Origin of the sequence: Stenotrophomonas sp. 169, assembly GCF_014621775.1 — a bacterium.
In the GTDB taxonomy this organism is placed as follows: domain Bacteria; phylum Pseudomonadota; class Gammaproteobacteria; order Xanthomonadales; family Xanthomonadaceae; genus Stenotrophomonas.
In genome coordinates this window covers 3,641,082-3,657,220 of record NZ_CP061204.1, presented here as the reverse complement: position 1 = coordinate 3,657,220, position 16,139 = coordinate 3,641,082, and the positions used below count along the sequence as shown (strand labels likewise).

General features: G+C 67.4%; 12 protein-coding genes. 6 read left to right on the top strand and 6 right to left on the bottom strand.

Going from position 1 to position 16,139, the window contains the following annotated elements; translation table 11 throughout:
* Positions 1-25: 25 nt before the first annotated feature.
* The gene (locus tag ICJ04_RS16050; protein WP_223202920.1) at positions 26-643 is read right to left on the bottom strand and encodes a DNA-3-methyladenine glycosylase; all 618 of its coding nucleotides are present in this window, start codon (positions 641-643) and stop codon (positions 26-28) included.
* Positions 644-974: 331 nt separating this feature from the next.
* Between ICJ04_RS16050 and ICJ04_RS16045 the strand changes: the two genes are divergently transcribed.
* The 3 genes from ICJ04_RS16045 to ICJ04_RS16035 are packed head-to-tail and all read left to right on the top strand — an operon-like array spanning position 975 to position 2,990.
* Entirely contained in the window at positions 975-1,715 is a 741-nt protein-coding gene (locus tag ICJ04_RS16045) for a DUF72 domain-containing protein (protein ID WP_188325169.1), read from the top strand.
* Positions 1,708-2,436 carry a DNA-formamidopyrimidine glycosylase family protein gene (locus ICJ04_RS16040; protein WP_188325168.1) on the top strand — a complete coding sequence of 243 codons (729 nt, stop codon included), beginning with the start codon at positions 1,708-1,710 and terminating at the stop codon, positions 2,434-2,436. Before ICJ04_RS16045 ends, ICJ04_RS16040 begins: the two co-directional genes overlap by 8 nt.
* Positions 2,433-2,990, top strand: a complete 558-nt coding sequence (locus ICJ04_RS16035; RefSeq protein WP_188325167.1) for a GIY-YIG nuclease family protein — start codon at positions 2,433-2,435, stop codon at positions 2,988-2,990. Before ICJ04_RS16040 ends, ICJ04_RS16035 begins: the two co-directional genes overlap by 4 nt.
* A gap of 31 nt (positions 2,991-3,021) precedes the next feature.
* Here the strand turns inward: ICJ04_RS16035 and ICJ04_RS16030 are convergent, their stop codons facing one another.
* Positions 3,022-4,170, bottom strand: a complete 1,149-nt coding sequence (locus tag ICJ04_RS16030; RefSeq protein WP_188325166.1) for a GGDEF domain-containing protein — start codon at positions 4,168-4,170, stop codon at positions 3,022-3,024.
* Between the two features lie 352 nt (positions 4,171-4,522).
* Here ICJ04_RS16030 and ICJ04_RS16025 point away from each other — a divergent pair, with 352 nt between their 5' ends.
* Entirely contained in the window at positions 4,523-5,746 is a 1,224-nt protein-coding gene (locus ICJ04_RS16025) for a carbohydrate porin (RefSeq protein WP_188325165.1), read from the top strand.
* Positions 5,747-5,951: 205 nt separating this feature from the next.
* Positions 5,952-8,477, top strand: a complete 2,526-nt coding sequence (locus ICJ04_RS16020) for a methyl-accepting chemotaxis protein (protein WP_188325164.1) — start codon at positions 5,952-5,954, stop codon at positions 8,475-8,477.
* A 183-nt stretch (positions 8,478-8,660) separates the two neighbouring features.
* On the opposite strand, the gene ICJ04_RS16015 is transcribed toward ICJ04_RS16020, so the two are convergent.
* The gene (locus tag ICJ04_RS16015; protein WP_188325163.1) at positions 8,661-9,422 is read right to left on the bottom strand and encodes an SDR family oxidoreductase; all 762 of its coding nucleotides are present in this window, start codon (positions 9,420-9,422) and stop codon (positions 8,661-8,663) included.
* A gap of 100 nt (positions 9,423-9,522) precedes the next feature.
* Here ICJ04_RS16015 and ICJ04_RS16010 point away from each other — a divergent pair, with 100 nt between their 5' ends.
* Positions 9,523-10,440 carry a LysR family transcriptional regulator gene (locus ICJ04_RS16010; protein WP_188325162.1) on the top strand — a complete coding sequence of 306 codons (918 nt, stop codon included), beginning with the start codon at positions 9,523-9,525 and terminating at the stop codon, positions 10,438-10,440.
* Between the two features lie 100 nt (positions 10,441-10,540).
* On the opposite strand, the gene ICJ04_RS16005 is transcribed toward ICJ04_RS16010, so the two are convergent.
* The 3 genes from ICJ04_RS16005 to ICJ04_RS15995 form a co-directional block, all read right to left on the bottom strand.
* A complete protein-coding gene (locus tag ICJ04_RS16005; protein WP_188325161.1) occupies positions 10,541-13,060 on the bottom strand; it encodes a PepSY domain-containing protein in 2,520 nt (839 codons plus the stop codon).
* A 137-nt stretch (positions 13,061-13,197) separates the two neighbouring features.
* Positions 13,198-13,743, bottom strand: coding sequence for a TlpA disulfide reductase family protein (locus ICJ04_RS16000; RefSeq protein ID WP_188325160.1), 546 nt, complete (start codon positions 13,741-13,743; stop codon positions 13,198-13,200).
* Entirely contained in the window at positions 13,740-16,133 is a 2,394-nt protein-coding gene (locus tag ICJ04_RS15995) for a protein-disulfide reductase DsbD (protein WP_188327368.1), read from the bottom strand. Before ICJ04_RS15995 ends, ICJ04_RS16000 begins: the two co-directional genes overlap by 4 nt.
* Positions 16,134-16,139: the final 6 nt, after the last annotated feature.

The window sequence follows — 16,139 nt, the reverse complement described above, 5'->3', positions numbered from 1 at the left end:
CTGCGCTACCGGGCGTTGCGACCCATCAGGCCTTTCGCGGTGGACGCACCGAGACGTGCGGGTTGTCCCGTACGTGCCAGCGCCACGGCAACTCGATCGCGCGGCTGATGCCGATGCGCGGTCCGACGACCGGGTGCGACGGCGGCGGCGTGCCATCGTCCACGATCGTGATGCCTCTGTCGGCCGTAACCAGGTCGGCACCGTCCAGGGCGCGCGTGATCGCGAATGCCTGCGACAGTTTGCCGGGCCCACTGGCCAGATCGCGCTCGCGTTTCGCCTTGGGCCGTGATAGCTGCATCGCCTCAATGCCCTGCAAGGGCTCAGCCGCACGCAGCAGTACGCCCACACCTTCCCCCACTTCGCCACACACCGCGTTGCTGCCCCAGTGCATGCCGTAGGTGAAGTACACGTACAGGTGCCCGGGCGCGCCGAACATGGTGGCGTTTCGTGCGGTCATGCCGCGGAATGAGTGCGCCGCGGGATCTTCGCTGCCGGCGTAGGCCTCCACTTCGACGATCCGTGCCGCGCGTCCGTCCGCGCTGACCAGGATCTTGTTCAGCAGTTCCGGGGCCACCGCCGCCGGATGGCGCCTGTAGAAGTCGCGCGGCAGGACGGACCAGGATTCGTCAGTGAATTCGAACATGGGCGCAGCATGCACCGGACGGCGTAGCGGGCCGGTCAACAGGGAGCGTGTGGACCCCCGCCATCGGTAGCGCCGACCCATGGTCGGCGAGCGCAGCGGTCCGTCGGCAGGACCATTCCGCCGAGCACGGCTCGGCGCTACCACAGCGCCGCCATCGGTAGCGCCGACCCATGGTCGGCGAGCGCAGCGGTCCGTCGGCAGGACCATTCCGCCGAGCACGGCTTGATACCCAGGCCCCGCATCAGCTGCGGCTTCACAGGGCTTCGCCGTTCCGTAACGCGCGGCGGCGGACGCTTTACCTTGGTCAATCACCAACAGAGGAGAGCGGACGGTGGCATCGGCAGTGCGGATAGGTTGCGCCGGTTGGTCGATTCCCAGCCGCTACGCAGATCGCTTCGGCGAAGGCGCCAGCGCGTTGCAGCGCTACGCTACACGCGTGAGCGTCGCGGAAATCAACTCCTCGTTCTATCGCCCCCATCAGCCGGCGACCTATGCGCGCTGGGCGGCGGCCGTACCGCCAGACTTCCGTTTTTCGGTCAAAGTCCCCAAGCTCATTTCACATGAGCTGGCGTTGCGCGGGGTGGGTGCGCCGCTGGACCGTTTTCTGGGCGAAGCGCTCCATCTGGATGACCATCTGGGCGGTCTGCTGCTGCAGCTACCGCCGGCGCTATCGTTCGATGCACGTGTGGCGTCGACGTTCTTTGCGATGCTGCGCCGGCGTACAGCGCTGCCGGTAGCCTGCGAGCCGCGCCACCCCAGCTGGTTCCTGCCTGAAGCCGATGCCTTGCTGCAACGCCATGACATCAGCCGGGTTGGCGTGGATCCCCCGCGCGTTCCGGCCGGTGCGGTTCCCGCCGCCCGTCCGGCGTGGGCATACTGGCGCTGGCACGGCAGCCCGCGCATCTACTACAGCGCGTACAGCGACGAGGCGCTGCAGCAACTGGCCGGCCAGCTTCGCGCAAGCACCACCCCGGGTACGCCGTGCTGGGTGATCTTCGACAACACCGCGCACGGCTTTGCGATCGACAACGCCCTGCGGCTGCAGGCCTTCCTGGAGCAGGAAGATGCCTGAAGGTCCCTCCATCGTCATCCTGCGCGATGCCGCAGCGCATTTCCGCAACAAGACCGTGCGCCATGCCAGCGGCAACAGCAGCCTGGACCTGTCGCGCATGGAGGGCCGCCGGATCGTGTCCGTGCGCAGTTGGGGCAAGCACTTCCTGCTTGAGTTCCGTGGCTTCAGCCTGCGCGCGCACCTGCTGATGTTTGGTACTTGGCGGATCGATGAGCGCAAGCCGAACCCGGCACGTGCGTCGCTTGTGTTCGACAACGGCGAGCTGAATCTCTACACGTGTTCGTTGAAGTACATCGAAGGCGACCTGGACGATGCCTACGACTGGCGGACCGATGTGATGAGCCCGCAGTGGGATCCCCGGCTTGCGCGCCGCCGCTTGAAGGCCCAGCCGGACACGTTGATCTGCGATGCGTTGCTGGACCAGTCGATCTTTGCCGGCGTAGGCAACATCATCAAGAACGAGGTGCTGTTCCGTACGCGCGTGCATCCCGCCACACCGATTCACGCGATCGCGCCACGCAGGCTGGGCCAGGTGATTGCGCAGGCCCGCGACTACAGCTTTGATTTCCTGGCATGGAAGAAGGCGTTCGAGCTCAAGAAGCACTGGCAGGTGCATACCCGGCGCATCTGTCCGCAGTGCGGCGGACCCATCAGCAAGCAGTATCTTGGTACCACGCAGCGCCGCGCGTTCTTCTGCCCCGTCTGCCAGCCCGCGCCATGAACCTGCGAACGGATGGGCACTGGTTCGCCTATGTATTTCCCTGCGCATGGGAGGACTTCTGCAAGATCGGCTTCTCGCGCGATCCGCTGGGCCGCATCAGTGCGCTGCACCGGCGGTGGTTCGAGTTCTTCGATCTGGAAGCGGGATGGTTGGTGGAGGCGGAGACGCAGCGCGATGCGCGCGACCTGGAGTTGCAACTGCGGCGTCCCTTGGCCCTGCACAAGGCGCCGTCGCCACTCACCGTGCAGGAAAAGGCCGGTGGGAAGACCGAGTGGGTGCGGGGGGCTAACGCGCTGCTGGCCGATGCCGTGGCGGGACTGGCCGATCATGGTCACCACGTGTACGCCCTGCGTCCGTGGCTGCATCAGGTGATGCTGCAACGGGTGGACCGGCTGCACGACTGGGCCGCCGCACAACTACCGGAAGAAGAAAGCCTGCGCTACCGCACTCCCTCCGTGGAAAACGCGTTGCGTGACCAGCTCGACGCGTACGCGGCGCTCGACATCGATCCGCGACCGTGGCTGCCTGCGCATGTGGTGCGCTGGTACGGGTGACGCCCATCCGGCGCCAATCAACATACAGAGGTCAGTCGCCGTCGCTGCCCATCACACGGTTGCGGCCTGCGTGCTTGGCGCGGTACATCTGCCGATCCGCTGCGGCCACCAAGGCACCCGCGTTCGAACGGCGGCCTTGGCTGATGGCCACGCCTACGCTGAGCGTCGCATCGATGCGGTGCCCGGCTACCTCCTGGGCAGAGCGCTCGAAGGTGGAGCGAAGGCGTTCCGCTGCGGCCATCCCGGCTTTCAGGCTCGAGTCGGGCAGGATGCACAGGAACTCTTCGCCGCCGTAACGAAAGATCAGGTCGTCGCGGCGCACCGCCTGCTCCGCCGCCCTCGCGGCCTGGCAGATCACCTTGTCACCCATGTCGTGGCCGAAGCGGTCGTTGATGGTCTTGAACTGATCGATATCGAAGAACAACGCCGCGCGCACGGTCCCGCTGACACGGTCCTCCTGATCCCAGATGCCCAGTTTTTCATCCAGCAGACGTCGGTTGTACAACCCGGTCAACGGGTCACGCGTGGCCTCGTCGTAGAGGCGGCTGGCCGCCTGTTCCTTCAGCACCGCAACCATCAGTCCGCAGACCAGCAGCACATCGATCAGCACAATGCCGCTGAATACCGCCACGGCCCACGTGCGCGGCGCGCCGGCACCCAGTGGCTCCGGCAGCCAGGGCGACAGGGTCATCGCGACGGCGGCCAGGGCGGCCGACGCCATGAGGATGCGCGCCAGCAGCCGCGCCGACGGCAGTGCGGGGTCGCGGCGCTGGACCAGCGTGACCGCCGACAGACCACAGTAAAGCGCCGCAAGCGCGGCGCGCCCCGCCGCGTTCAACGATGACATCTCGCCGGGACCGAACACTGCCGCTACCAAAACCAGCCAGCACAGCGGCGGCGCGAGCAGCAGGCCCCAGCGTGGCGGCAGGTGGAAGATGGATCGGATGCCCTGCCAACCTGCTGCAAACGCCAGCAACGCGAAGAAGGTGCCAATGTAGCCGGCCGCCGGCGCCTGCTTGAGTGCGGGCCACAACAGCAGGGCACAGCAGCACGCGCCGGCCAGGAATGGCATGGCAAGCCACAGGCGCGCGCCACCCCGAGGCCGGGTCAGCAGCAACAGGATCGCAATGGAAACCAGGACTGCGGCGCTGAAGCCGAGCAGGGTGGGGATATCGATCATCACCCGCGAGGCTAGAGCGCGCTTTGCGAGTCTGCCGTCAACGGCGCCCTCACCACAGAGTGTGCGGTTCATCACAGGTTGCCGGTGGTTCCCGATCCGTTAATCAAGCGCCGCCATCACGCCGCCGACTGCGCGGGCATGTCGTGGTTGGCGAGGTGCGCACCGCGGAAAGCGACAGCGGACTTTGCGTGTTTACGCCTTTAGCGGCAAGGGCTGTGACCTGCTTCGCAGTCCGCGCGTTTACGCGCCGCGAGGGCGCGCGCGGGCATGCCACGTTGAGGCTCCTCGCAGCAAGGAAATTTCAATGAAGAAGCCTCTGATCCCTCACGGCGCCCTGAGGTGCCTCATTCTGATGTCCGCCACCGGAAGCTGTGGGGTAGCCGTGGCGGCACAGGGCATCACGGGGGATTGGAACGGGGCACGCGAGCGGCTCGCCAGCGACGGAATCGAGCTGGACATGGGCTATACCGTCGAAGCCGCACGCAACCTGTCTGGCGGTTTACGCCACACCTCGGCGCACGCCGGCCAGTTATCGGCCAGCGGACAGTTCGACCTGCAGCGTCTGTGGGGCTGGGAGGGCACGCGCGCTGCTGCATCGCTATCGCTGCGCGACGGACACAACCTGACAGAACGGGCGGGGCTGGGCAGCCTGCTGCAGAACCAGGAAATCTATGGGCGCGGCAACATCGCACGGCTGCGCAGCCTGTGGCTGGCGAAGCAGTCTGCCGACGGCCAGTTCGACCTGAAGCTCGGCAGGGTATCGGTCGGTGATGACTTCAACGCGCTGGACTGCATCGCCATGAATCTCGCGCTCTGCGGCAGTCAGCCCGCCGTGTTCGGCGGCGACTACTGGTTCAACTCACCTATCAGTCAATGGGGCGGCGTGTTCACCTGGCGGCCCGTGCAGGAGGTGTACGTGCGTGCAGGGGCGTATCAGGTCAATCCGCGTTACGCCGACACCCAAGGCGGCGGACTGCGGTTTGCACCCTCTGGAACGGTGGGCACGCTGACGCCGCTGGAGCTGGGCTGGGAGCCCACCTTCGACGGCCGTAGTGGTCATTACGCAGTGGGTGGCTGGTACAGCAGTGCACGGCGCGCCGATGCGGTGCAGCGGCTTCCTGCCGAGGGAATGTCGCAGCAGCAGGAACTGCGCACGGGGGCCTACGGCGGCTGGGCCAGCGCGCAGCAGCAGTTGACGCGCGGCAGTGGCGCCAACGAACGGTCCGGGCTGCGTGGCCAGGTGGCGTTCGCACAAGGCGACCGGCGTACCGGCGATATCGATCAGATGTTCAACGTGCAGTTGATCCAGACCGGACTGATGCACACGCGGCCTGACGATCGGATCGGCATTGGCCTGGCAACCACCCGGGTCAATCCACGTGCTGCGCGTTCTGGCCAGCAAGGTGTTGGCACGGCGTCCGCGCGTCGCGAGCATATGGCCGAAGTGTTCTACGGCTGGAAGCCGCTGGTCGGCGTTGATCTGCAGCCCGGTATCCAGTTTGTCCGCCACCCCGGCGGATTCACCTCGCGCAAGGGTGCGGTGGTGGTTGGCATGAAGGCGGATGTGCGTTTCTGATGTTCCCGCGCGCTGTCATCGGCGCGTCTTGCACCGTTGCTACAACGTCCCCCGGTACCGCTGCGGCATGCGTGGCGGTTCCCTCTATGCCCACGGGGCAGGGGCGCAGGCCGTTGCGCTCACTGGGCAGGGTTCGGCGCTACCGGGGCTAAAGTACGCAAGCTGACGGCCGATACCGATGCGTCATTCTGCCTCGGAGTCTGTCATGTTGGCTGTCCCGCCCCTCCTGCGAACGTTGCGTGCGCGCCTGCGCGGTATCCCAGCCATCGCCCACGGGTATGTTCACCGTTCGGCCCGCCTCAGTGTAGCTGCCAAGATCAAAGGCAGCCTGCTGGTCTGCGGCATCGGCCTGGTCACCGTTGCCGCGATGTATGCCTGGACGACTCATGTCAGTGATCGGGCCGCGCGCACGTTCGCTGTCCATCAGCAGGGCACCGGTCTTGCCTCCACGCTGGCGGCGGAGGTCGCCGAAGCCCGCAGACTGCAGACGCAGTATGCCCTGACGTTCGACGCGGCTGATCGCACCTTGCTGCAACAGGCCCAGCAGCGCCTGCAGGCCACGCTGGAGCAGCTACGTGCGCTGCCGATGGACGGTGCACGGAAGACAGCGCTCGACGAGGTGGCCAGCCATGCCGCCGCATTCTCCGAAGGGATTGCCGGTTTGAACGCCCGCGTGGATGAGATGGGACGCGGTGATGAGGCGCTGGCGGTGCAGCTTGATACCGCCGCCGACGCCTTGCAGTCTGCCGTGGATGCAACCGATTGCCCCTTACTGGCGATGCACGTGCAGAAGATGCGCCGGCAGGAGAGTCTGTTGCTGTTGAACGGTGACTCCAGCCATGCCGACAAGGCCAGCGAAGAAAAACTGCCGTTCGATCTCGCGCTGGGGGGCCTGTCTGCCGATACGCAACAGCAGCTTCGCGCGCTGATGGATGCGTATCAGGGCGCTTTGCTGTCCTACACCGCGGCGCGTGTCGGACTGGATGTCGAGGCACAGCTGCTGGTGGACACTGCGTCGAGCATCGCGCCGGCATTGCAGGCATTCCAGACGGTGCAGGCCAGCAACCTGGAGCAGGCGCGCGAACGACAGCAGGCGCAGGCGTCGCGGCTGGGTGTGATGTTCGCCGCAAGCCTGTTGACGGTTGCGCTGGTGTTGATCGGCACACTCTTGATGGTGCTGCGCGCGGTGCGTCGACCGATCCAGGACACACTGCGATTTGCGCAGGACATTGCCGAAGACCGGCTGGATACCGAGCTGCGTGTGCACAATCCACACGATGAGATCGGGCAGCTTGCCCAGCGACTTGGTCATATGCAGCAGCAACTGCGCGCACGCATCGAGCGGGACCGCGCCGTCGCCCAGGAGAATGCACGCGCACGCCAAGCGCTGGACAGCGCGTCCACGGGATTGATGGTGATAGACCCACAGGGCATCGTGACGCATGCCAACCCGGCGCTGCTGCTGACCTTGTCACGTGCCGCAGATGAGGTGATCGGCGCGTCGGCCCGCGACGTGCACACCGCATTGTCCAGCGTGGGTGGGAGTGGAAGGCGGGACTTTGACATCCAGCACGCCGGCACGACCTGGCACGTAGTGACGACACCCATCTTCGACGATGGACACGCGCTGGGCGAGGTGGTGGAGTGGCGCAGTCGCGCGCTGGAGGTGCTGCTGGAGACCGAGGTGGCGGCGCTGGTCGACGCAGCGGCGCTCGGTGAACTGGCCGGGCGGATTCCGCTGGAGGGCAAGGCGGGCTTCGTGCACCGTCTGTCCGCCAGCATCAACCATCTGTTGGCAACCTTCGAACACAATCTGGGCGACCTGCAGACGCTGCTGGCGGCGCTGGCCCGCGGTGACCTGCGCGTGCGCATGGACGGTGAGGTCGAAGGGGTGTTTGCCCGCATGCGCGACGATGCCAATGCGACGGTGCAGCAACTTGCAGGGATCGTGGCGCGCATCCAGCAGGCCGCGGGCTCCATCGGCGAGGCGGCTGGTGAGATAAGCGCAGGCAATGCCGACCTGTCGACCCGGACGGAGTTGCAGGCTGCCAATCTGGAAGAGACCGCTGCATCGATGCACGAGCTGACCGATACCGTATCGCGCAATGCCGATGCGGCCAGCCAGGCCAGCGTACTGGTGCAGGCCAGTGCGGAGGTCGCCGCACGCGGAGGCGACGCGGTGGGTCGCGTGCAGCGTTCGATGAGTGATATTTCGGCGGCGTCGCGTCGCATCGGCGAGATCACTTCGCTGATCGATGGCATCGCGTTCCAGACCAATATCCTGGCCTTGAACGCAGCCGTGGAAGCTGCGCGCGCAGGGGAGCAGGGGCGCAGCTTCGCGGTGGTCGCCAGCGAAGTACGCAGCCTGGCCCAACGGAGCGCGGATGCGGCGAAGCAGATCAAGGGGTTGATCGAAGATTCGGTGGCGCAGGTCGGGCAGGGTACGCAGGCGGTTGGCCAGGCGGGCGCGACGATGACCGAGCTGCAGGCCAGCGTGCAGCAGGTGGCGGCGATCATGCTGCAGATCCGCGATGCGTCGCTGGAACAACGCAATGGCATCAGCCAGGTCAACCAGACCATCGTGCAGATGGACGCCAGCACGCAGCAGAACGCGGCGATGGTGGAAGAAGCCACGGCCTCGGCCCGTGCGTTGGAAGACCAGGCGGATCTGCTGGCCGAAGCAGTGGCCGTGTTCCAGCTGCGCGCCGCGCCACGCGCCGTGGCAGCGTGACCTGGGCCGCTGCCCTTGTTAGTGACGGCCGCTGGCCGTCAGGTTCTTCCCGCTGCGCTCGCCGAGCGTGGCTCGGCGCTACCGGGGTGCTGCGATTCGCCGTGGCCGCGTGATCTGGGCCGATGCGCTCGCCGAGCGTGGCTCGGCGCTACCGGGATGCTGCGATAACGTCGTGTCGACGCGTCAGATGAACATGCCGCCCGATGCTTCCACGCGCTGGGCGTTGATCCAGTGCGTGCCCGGTGACATCAGGGCGACCACGGCCGGGCCGATGTCGTCCGGTTTGCCTGCGCGGCCCAGCGCGGTGGACGAGGCCACCATCGCGTTGGTGCCTGCATCGTCGCGCACCCGGCCGCCACCGAAGTCGGTCTCGATCGCGCCCGGCGCCAGGGTGTTCGCACTGATCCCGCGTGCGCCCAGCTCTTTGGCCAGGTAGCGGGTGAACACTTCGATGCCGCCCTTCATCATCGCGTAGGCGGAGCTGCCCGGCAGCGAGAAGCGGGCCAGTCCGCTGGACACGTTGAGGATGCGGCTGCCATCGGCCAGCAGCGGCAACAGCGTCTGGGTCAGGAAGTAGGGCCCTTTCAAGTGCACGTTGACCAGATGATCGAACGACGCTGGGGTGGTATCGGCGATCAGCGCGTAGTGGCCTTCGCCGGCGTTGTTGACCAGGCCGTCAAGGCGCTCCACGCCCCAGGCTTGCAACTGCAGCTCCAGGCGTTCGCTGAATGTCGCGAACGCGCTGCTGTCGGCCACGTCCAGCGCCAGCGCGGCAGCCCGACGGCCCAGCGCCTCAATCTGTGCCACCACATCATCGGCCGCAGCGGACTGGCTGCGGTAGGTCAGTACGATGTCGGCCCCGTCGGCGGCCAGGGCGAGTGCGGCATTGCGACCCAGGCCACGGCTGCCGCCGGTGATCAATACGGTACGGATAGCGGTAGTCATGGCGAACTCCATCAGCGGGTAGGGGGCCAGCGTATTGGGCTTGCAGGCGCGAATAAATCGCGTGATGCTGATATGACTGTTCAATCTGGAACAACAATCAATGGACAGCCTGGCGCAGCTTCGCGCGTTTCTGCATGTGGCCGAGCGCGGATCGTTCACCCGCGCGGCTGAAGGACTGGGCCTGCCCAAGGCCAGCGTATCGGTCGCCGTGCAGCAGCTGGAAACCGCGATGGGCACGCAGTTGCTGCACCGGACCACCCGCCGCGTGCAGTTGACCGCCGATGGCGAGCAGCTGTTCCAGCGCGCACGCGATCTGCTGGACGATGTGGAGGACCTGCAGGGGATGTTCCGCCGCGACACCGCCACCCTGCGTGGCCGCCTGCGCGTGGACATGTCCAGCGGGCTTGCGCGGCACCTCGTCGTGCCGACGTTGCCGGATTTCCTGCAGCAGCATCCTGGGCTGGAAATCGAGCTCAGTGGCACCGATCGCCGCGTCGACCTGGTGCGGGAGGGATTCGACTGCGTGCTTCGGGTCGGCCCGCTCGATGACAACACGCTGGTGGCGCGGACGCTGGGTTGCATGGAGGTGGTGAATTGCGCCAGCCCGAGCTATCTGGCCCGTTACGGCACGCCGCATACGCTTGAAGCGCTGCACGATCATCGGCTGGTGCACTACGTGAGCACGCTGGGCCAGCGTCCGTCCGGCTTTGAATACTTCGATGGCCAGCAGTACCGCATCCTGCCGATGGCCGGCGCGGTGACGGTGAACAGCGGCGATGGATACAGCGCCGCGGCAGCAGCGGGACTGGGCATCATCCAGGTACCGCGCCTGGGCGTGCGGCAGGCGCTGCATGACGGGGTGCTGGTGGAGATCCTGCCGCAGTTTCCGGCCGAGCCGATGCCGGTCACGTTGCTGTATGCACAGCGCAGGCACCTGCCCGCGCGCGTGAGAGTATTCATGGACTGGGTAGCGGCGCTGCTGCAGCCGCATCTGCGGCCGGTCTGCGGGGAACGGTAGCCGACTGGTAGAGCCGACTTCAGTCGGCTGACGTGGTGCGCGAAATGCCAGCCGAATGAAGTCGGCTCTACCGGGTCAGCTCTACCCCTTCCGCTACAGCTCAGTACACGTCGCGGCGGTAGCGGCCTTCTGCCAGCAGGGCGTCCAAGGCGTCTTCGCCCAGCGTCTCGCGCAGTACGTCATCCACGCCCTGCGCCATGCCCTGCAGCGAGCCGCAGACATACAGGCAGGCGCCATCGGCGATCCAGTGGCGAAGCTCTGCGCTGGCCGCACGCAGCAGGTCCTGCACATACAGGCGCGTTTCGCCGTCGCGCGACCACGCAAGATCCACGCGCGCCAAGTGGCGCTGTGCTTGCCAATCACGCAGCTCATCGGCGTACAACGCATCGCAGGCCTGCTGGCGTTCACCGAACAGCAGCCAGTGCCCGTGGTGCCCCGCTGCATGGGCTTCGCGCAACAGGCTGCGCAGCCCTGCGATACCGGTGCCGTTTCCGATCAGGATCATCGGCGGCGCATCGGCATGCCGATGGAAACCGGCATTGCGGCGAACGCGCGCATGTACGGGTCCCGCCACCGGCGCGTGGTGTGCCAGCCAGCCCGACCCCAGCCCCGCGCGACCAGCGGCGTCGTATACCAGGCGTACCACCAGCTGCACCGTGCCATCGGCCGCGCACGAGGCGATCGAGTATTCGCGTGGCGGCAGCCGCGGCAGCTCATCCAGCCAGTGCACCGCGTCGTGCACGGCCTGCACCTGGGTGGCATCGGGCAACACGCGCAGTGCGGCTGCATCGCCGACGCGTACCGTTGCGCCATCCACATGCACCCACGCATCCGCATCCACGCCGGCGGCGTGCAGGACGGCCTGTACGTGCGCATCGCCCTGCCGGGGGGCTACCTGCAGGATGTCCCCGGCCTGCCAGCCGGTGCCGGGTGGTGGCTGCAGGGTGATCTGCCAGATCGCACCGCCCTGGCTGCCCGGATTGAGCAGCACGCGCTCCATCAGTGACCATTCCTGCAGGGCGCTCGGGCTTGCATCCGCCTCGAGTGCCTCGATGCCGGTCAACGCCACCAGGTGCTGCTGCCAGCGTTGCAGCGCGCGTGCATCATCGCCATCCACTTCGACGCAGGGGAACAGCGCCGCCGCCCCTTGCTCGCCCAGCCAGGTCTCCACCCGGCGCGCGAATCCACAGAAGCGCGCGTACTGACGATCACCCAGTGCGAGCATCGCGTAGCCCAGTCCGGGCAACGCTTGCGCCTGCGCCAGTACCTTGCGTTCGAACACCCGCGCGCTGTCCGGTGCTTCGCCGTCGCCGAACGTGCTGACCACGAACAGGGCGCGTTCGGTCTGCTGCAGGGTGGCCACATCCAATCGGGCCAACGGCTGCACCTGCACGCGCATGCCGGCCGCCTGCAACTGGCCGGCCGCGCGCCAGGCCAGCTGCTCCGCCTGGCCGCTCTGGCTGGCGAAGGACACCAGCCACGCCGGCCCGCCGGCATCGCCGGTGACATCGAGCGCAGGAAGGTCGACACGTGAGGCGCGTACCGCGCGCTTCTTCGCCCGACGATCCAGGTACAGCATCCAGCCGGTGACGAAGAACAGCACCATCATCAGGCTGGACAGCATCACGATGAGGCGGCCGGGCAGGCCGAAGAAGCTGCCCGAATGCAGTGCGAACATGCTGGTCAACACTTTGCCGCCTGCATCCAGGCTGCCGTAGGCGCGCTGTTCGAGGAGCGCACCGCTGGAGGGATCAAGCTGCAGTACGTCGTGGGCGCGGTCGTGGTGCGTGCTGGTGGCCGACATCACGCGCACGGTCAGCGGCCGGTCGCCACGGGCCGGCAAGCGCAGGTCGATATAGCCCTCGCGTACGCCGGGCAGGGCGTACAACGTGGCCTGCACGCGCTGCAGGTTCAACGTCCCCTCGCCCTGCAGCACGGCCGGAGTTTCCCTTTCGCCGCCCAGCACGCGGGTCAGGCCATCGCGGTACCAGTCGAACGACCACCACAACCCGGTGAGCACGATCAGCAGGTAGACCGGCAGCACCCACGTGCCGATCACCGAATGCAGGCTCCACAGGAAGCTGCGGCCACGGTGTTTCCACTCCACGGCGAACCAGCTGCGCCAGTTCCACCACTGCCGCGGCCAGCGCAGGTAGATGCCCGACAGCACGAACACCAGCAGGAAGATCGTGCAGATACCGGTGACCAGCTGCCCCCGCTCGCCGGCCACCAGGCGACGGTGCAGGTCTTCCATGAAATCGAAGAACGCCTGTCCCCGCAGCGCACTGAACGACTCGCCGGTGTAGGGATCGAAATAAACCCAGTTATCGCGTCCGCCTTCGAAGCGGGCCACTGAGGGGCGCTGACCTGTCGCGTCCACACGCAGCCGCTGCAGCGGGGTGTCACTCGAAGCGCCAAGGGTGTCCACCAGGGTACTCAACGGCAATGCCTGCTGCCCGTCCGCATGCTGGGTCGCCACGGCGGCGAAGCCGGGATTCAGCGCGCGCAGCAGCTCGTCCTCGAACGACAGCGTGGCGCCGGTGAGGCCCATCAGGGCGAGCACGGTGCCGGCAGTGATGCCGAGGAACCAGTGCACCTGGAAAAGAACGTTCTTGAACATCGGGGGAGGGGGAACCGGTACCGCCAGTGGGGGCTGGCTGCTGCGCAGGAAGTGGCGATGCGGATGGCATTCTTGCCATTAGCAAATGAGAATCACTCGCACAGTGTTCCGGTCCAAGGCTCCAGGGTCAAGCGCGATCAACGGCCTGTCGCCCACTCCTCGATCTCACCTGGGGAAAAAGGCCCGAGCTTGCGGCGGACGATGCGGCCCTGCGCATCCACCAGCACGCTGTAGGGCAGCAGGCCCTGCGTATTGCCCAGGCGCACGCTGGCGTCGTCGCGGCCCGGCGTGTCCAGCACGATGGGATAGCCCACTGGCACCCGCTGCAGGAAGTCCTGCACGCCTTCCCTGGTGTCCAGTGCCAGGCCCAGCACCTGCACGCCCTGGTCGCCCTGCGCGTCGGCAAAGCGAGCCAACTCGGGCATTTCCTCAACGCAGGGGCCGCACCAGCTGGCCCAGACGTTGATCAGCAGCGGCCGTCCACGGAACGCGGCAAGGTCCACCGGGGTCCCGGACAGGTCCGGCAGCACGATGGCGGGCAGCGGCGATCCGATGGGATCTGCAGCCTTCGCCTGCCGGGGAACGGGGGCCGCCCCACGCTCTTCCATCACGTTCCCGGCCCACAGGCCCAGGCCACCGGCCAGCACCGCCGTCCACAGCAGTGCGGGCCGCAGGCGCGTCACCGCGCAGTACGCAGCAAGGCCTCTTCGGCCAGCGCCTGGGTCAGCACCGAAGGCAGCACGATCGGCGGTGCGCCGGGGCCATACACCACGTACAGCGGCACGCCCACGGCTTTGTGCTCATCGAGGAACGCGGTGATCTGCGGATCCACGTTGGTGTAGTCGCCGCGCATGTACACCGCATTGGTCCTGCGCAGCAGGTCCTGGAACGCGGGGCGCGACAGTACGGCGCGTTCGTTGGCCTTGCAGGTGACGCACCAGTCGGCGGTCATGTTGACGAACACCACGCGGTTGTCGCCGCGCAGCCGGTCCAGCATCTCCGGTGAATAGGCCACCGCGTTCTCGCCGGCGGCCTGTGCACCGGCAACCGGCGCCGCCAGTCGGCTCACGCCCCACACCGGTACCAGCGCCGCCAGGATCACCACGCCGGCCAGCACCGCACCCATGCGCTGGCTGCGCCAGCGGCTGCGCTCGAACCACCACAGGCCCAGCGCCAGCAGCACCAGTCCGGCCAGTACAAAGGCCATCGCGTCCACGCCGCGCTGCTTGCCCAGCACCCACAACAGCCACAGGGCGGTGGCATACATCGGGAACGCCAGGACGTGCTTGAGGGTCTCCATCCAGGCTCCCGGACGCGGCAGGCGGCGGGCCAGCGAGGGCACGAAGCCGACCAGCAGGAACGGCAGCGCCAGGCCCAGGCCCAATGCCAGGAACACCAGCATCGACTGCACCGCCGGTGCGGCGAAGGCATAGGCCAGTGCCGGGCCCATGAACGGCGCAACGCACGGGCTGGCGACCACGCAGGCCAGCACGCCGGTGAAGAAGTCGCCCATCGGGCCACTACGCGAGGCCAGCGACTGGCCGATGCCGCCGACACTGCCGCCCAGCGTGAAAACGCCGGACAGGCTGAGGCCGACGGCGAACATCAGGTACACCAGGGTGGCGATGAACCACGGATGCTGCAGCTGGAACCCCCAGCCGGCCGCCTGGCCCGCGGCGCGCAATGCCAGCACCAACGCGCCGATCACCGCAAAGGCCACCAGCACGCCGGCGGTGTACCACAGGGCATGCGCCCGCGCGCGCTGGCGGCTTTCACCGCTCTGCGCCAAGCCCAGCACTTTCAGGGAAAGGATCGGCAGCACGCAGGGCATCAGGTTCAGTACCAGGCCACCGGCGAGCGCCAGCAGCAGCACCATCAGCAGACCCTTGAAGGTGGTCGTCGGCGCCGACGTAGGCGGCGGCGTGCGCTGCGCATTGCCTGCGCTGGCGTCGGGGCTGGGAGCTGCGGCATCGGCGGTCCGGGCCACGGTGTTGTCATCGGGCAGCGGGTCCGGCGTCATCGCAACCAGGCGCCGCCCATCGGTGGATCCACCACTGCCGCCGCCGTCGGTGCGCTGTGCTTCGCGCGGCAGCGCGGCCGGCAGCTCGGTCGCCGCTGTGGTGCCGGCAACGCCGTTGTCGACGGTGCCGGCGGGGATCGCAAGCTTCACCCGGCGGGTCATCGGCGGATAGCAGATGCCGTCGGTCTGGCAGCCCTGGAAGGTGACGACCAAGGTGGCATCGACCGGGCCCGGACGGGTGCGCTGCAACGGCAGGGCCACATCGGTCTGATCGAAATACACCGCGACATCACCGAAGTGCTCGTCGCGGTGCGAGCGCGCCGCCGGCCAACGCAGCGGCTGCAGGCGCACGCCGTTGGCGCCTTCCAGCTTCAGCGAAGTGCGGTCGCGATACAGGTAATACCCCTTGGCCGGGGTGAAGCGCAGCAGCAGCGCATTCCCGTCGTCGACGATGGCGTCGAAGCCGAAGGCTTTCTCCGCCGGCAGCGGCAACGACTGCGTCGCGCTGGCCGTCCCGGGCAGCCGCAGGCCGCCACCGGTGCTGCCCAGCGGGCTGCCGAGCAGGGCCGCCGCGCCGCCGCTACGGACCGCTGAACCCGCTGTTCCCGTGTCAGCGCCAGCGCCGGGCAGGGCGACCTGGATCACCCGCTTCTGCGGCGGGTAGCAGACGCCCGCATCGGCGCAGCCCTGGTAGCGGACTTCCACGCTGACCGTGCCGGCGTCGGCTGCCGGCTGGCCGGGCAGGGTCGCCACCAGCTGCTGCCGGTAGGTTTCCACTTCGCCGAAGAAATCATCGTGGTGGCGATCACCGGCCGGCATCTTCAGGGTGCCTGCATTGAACGCGGGATCCGCCTTGACGCTGGTGCGATGGCGGTACAGGTAATAGCCCGGTGCGATCTTCCACTGCAGCTCGATCTGGCCGCGCTGCGGGGCCGTGGCGCTGAGCGCGAACGCTTCATCCACCGGCAGCAGGTCTTTCTCGCTCAGTGCCCACGCGGGCAGGGACAGGGCCAGCAGCGCACACAGGGCAGCGCCGCGACGGACAAGCGTCATCAATCC

Coding starts and splice junctions, on each gene's coding strand:
- ICJ04_RS16050 (WP_223202920.1), bottom strand. CDS start 643: ATGTTCGAATTCACTGACGAATCCTGGTCCGTCCTGCCGCGCGACTTC.
- ICJ04_RS16040 (WP_188325168.1), top strand. CDS start 1,708: ATGCCTGAAGGTCCCTCCATCGTCATCCTGCGCGATGCCGCAGCGCAT.
- ICJ04_RS16035 (WP_188325167.1), top strand. CDS start 2,433: ATGAACCTGCGAACGGATGGGCACTGGTTCGCCTATGTATTTCCCTGC.
- ICJ04_RS16030 (WP_188325166.1), bottom strand. CDS start 4,170: ATGATCGATATCCCCACCCTGCTCGGCTTCAGCGCCGCAGTCCTGGTT.
- ICJ04_RS16025 (WP_188325165.1), top strand. CDS start 4,523: ATGTCCGCCACCGGAAGCTGTGGGGTAGCCGTGGCGGCACAGGGCATC.
- ICJ04_RS16020 (WP_188325164.1), top strand. CDS start 5,952: ATGTTGGCTGTCCCGCCCCTCCTGCGAACGTTGCGTGCGCGCCTGCGC.
- ICJ04_RS16015 (WP_188325163.1), bottom strand. CDS start 9,422: ATGACTACCGCTATCCGTACCGTATTGATCACCGGCGGCAGCCGTGGC.
- ICJ04_RS16010 (WP_188325162.1), top strand. CDS start 9,523: ATGGACAGCCTGGCGCAGCTTCGCGCGTTTCTGCATGTGGCCGAGCGC.
- ICJ04_RS16005 (WP_188325161.1), bottom strand. CDS start 13,060: ATGTTCAAGAACGTTCTTTTCCAGGTGCACTGGTTCCTCGGCATCACT.
- ICJ04_RS15995 (WP_188327368.1), bottom strand. CDS start 16,133: ATGACGCTTGTCCGTCGCGGCGCTGCCCTGTGTGCGCTGCTGGCCCTG.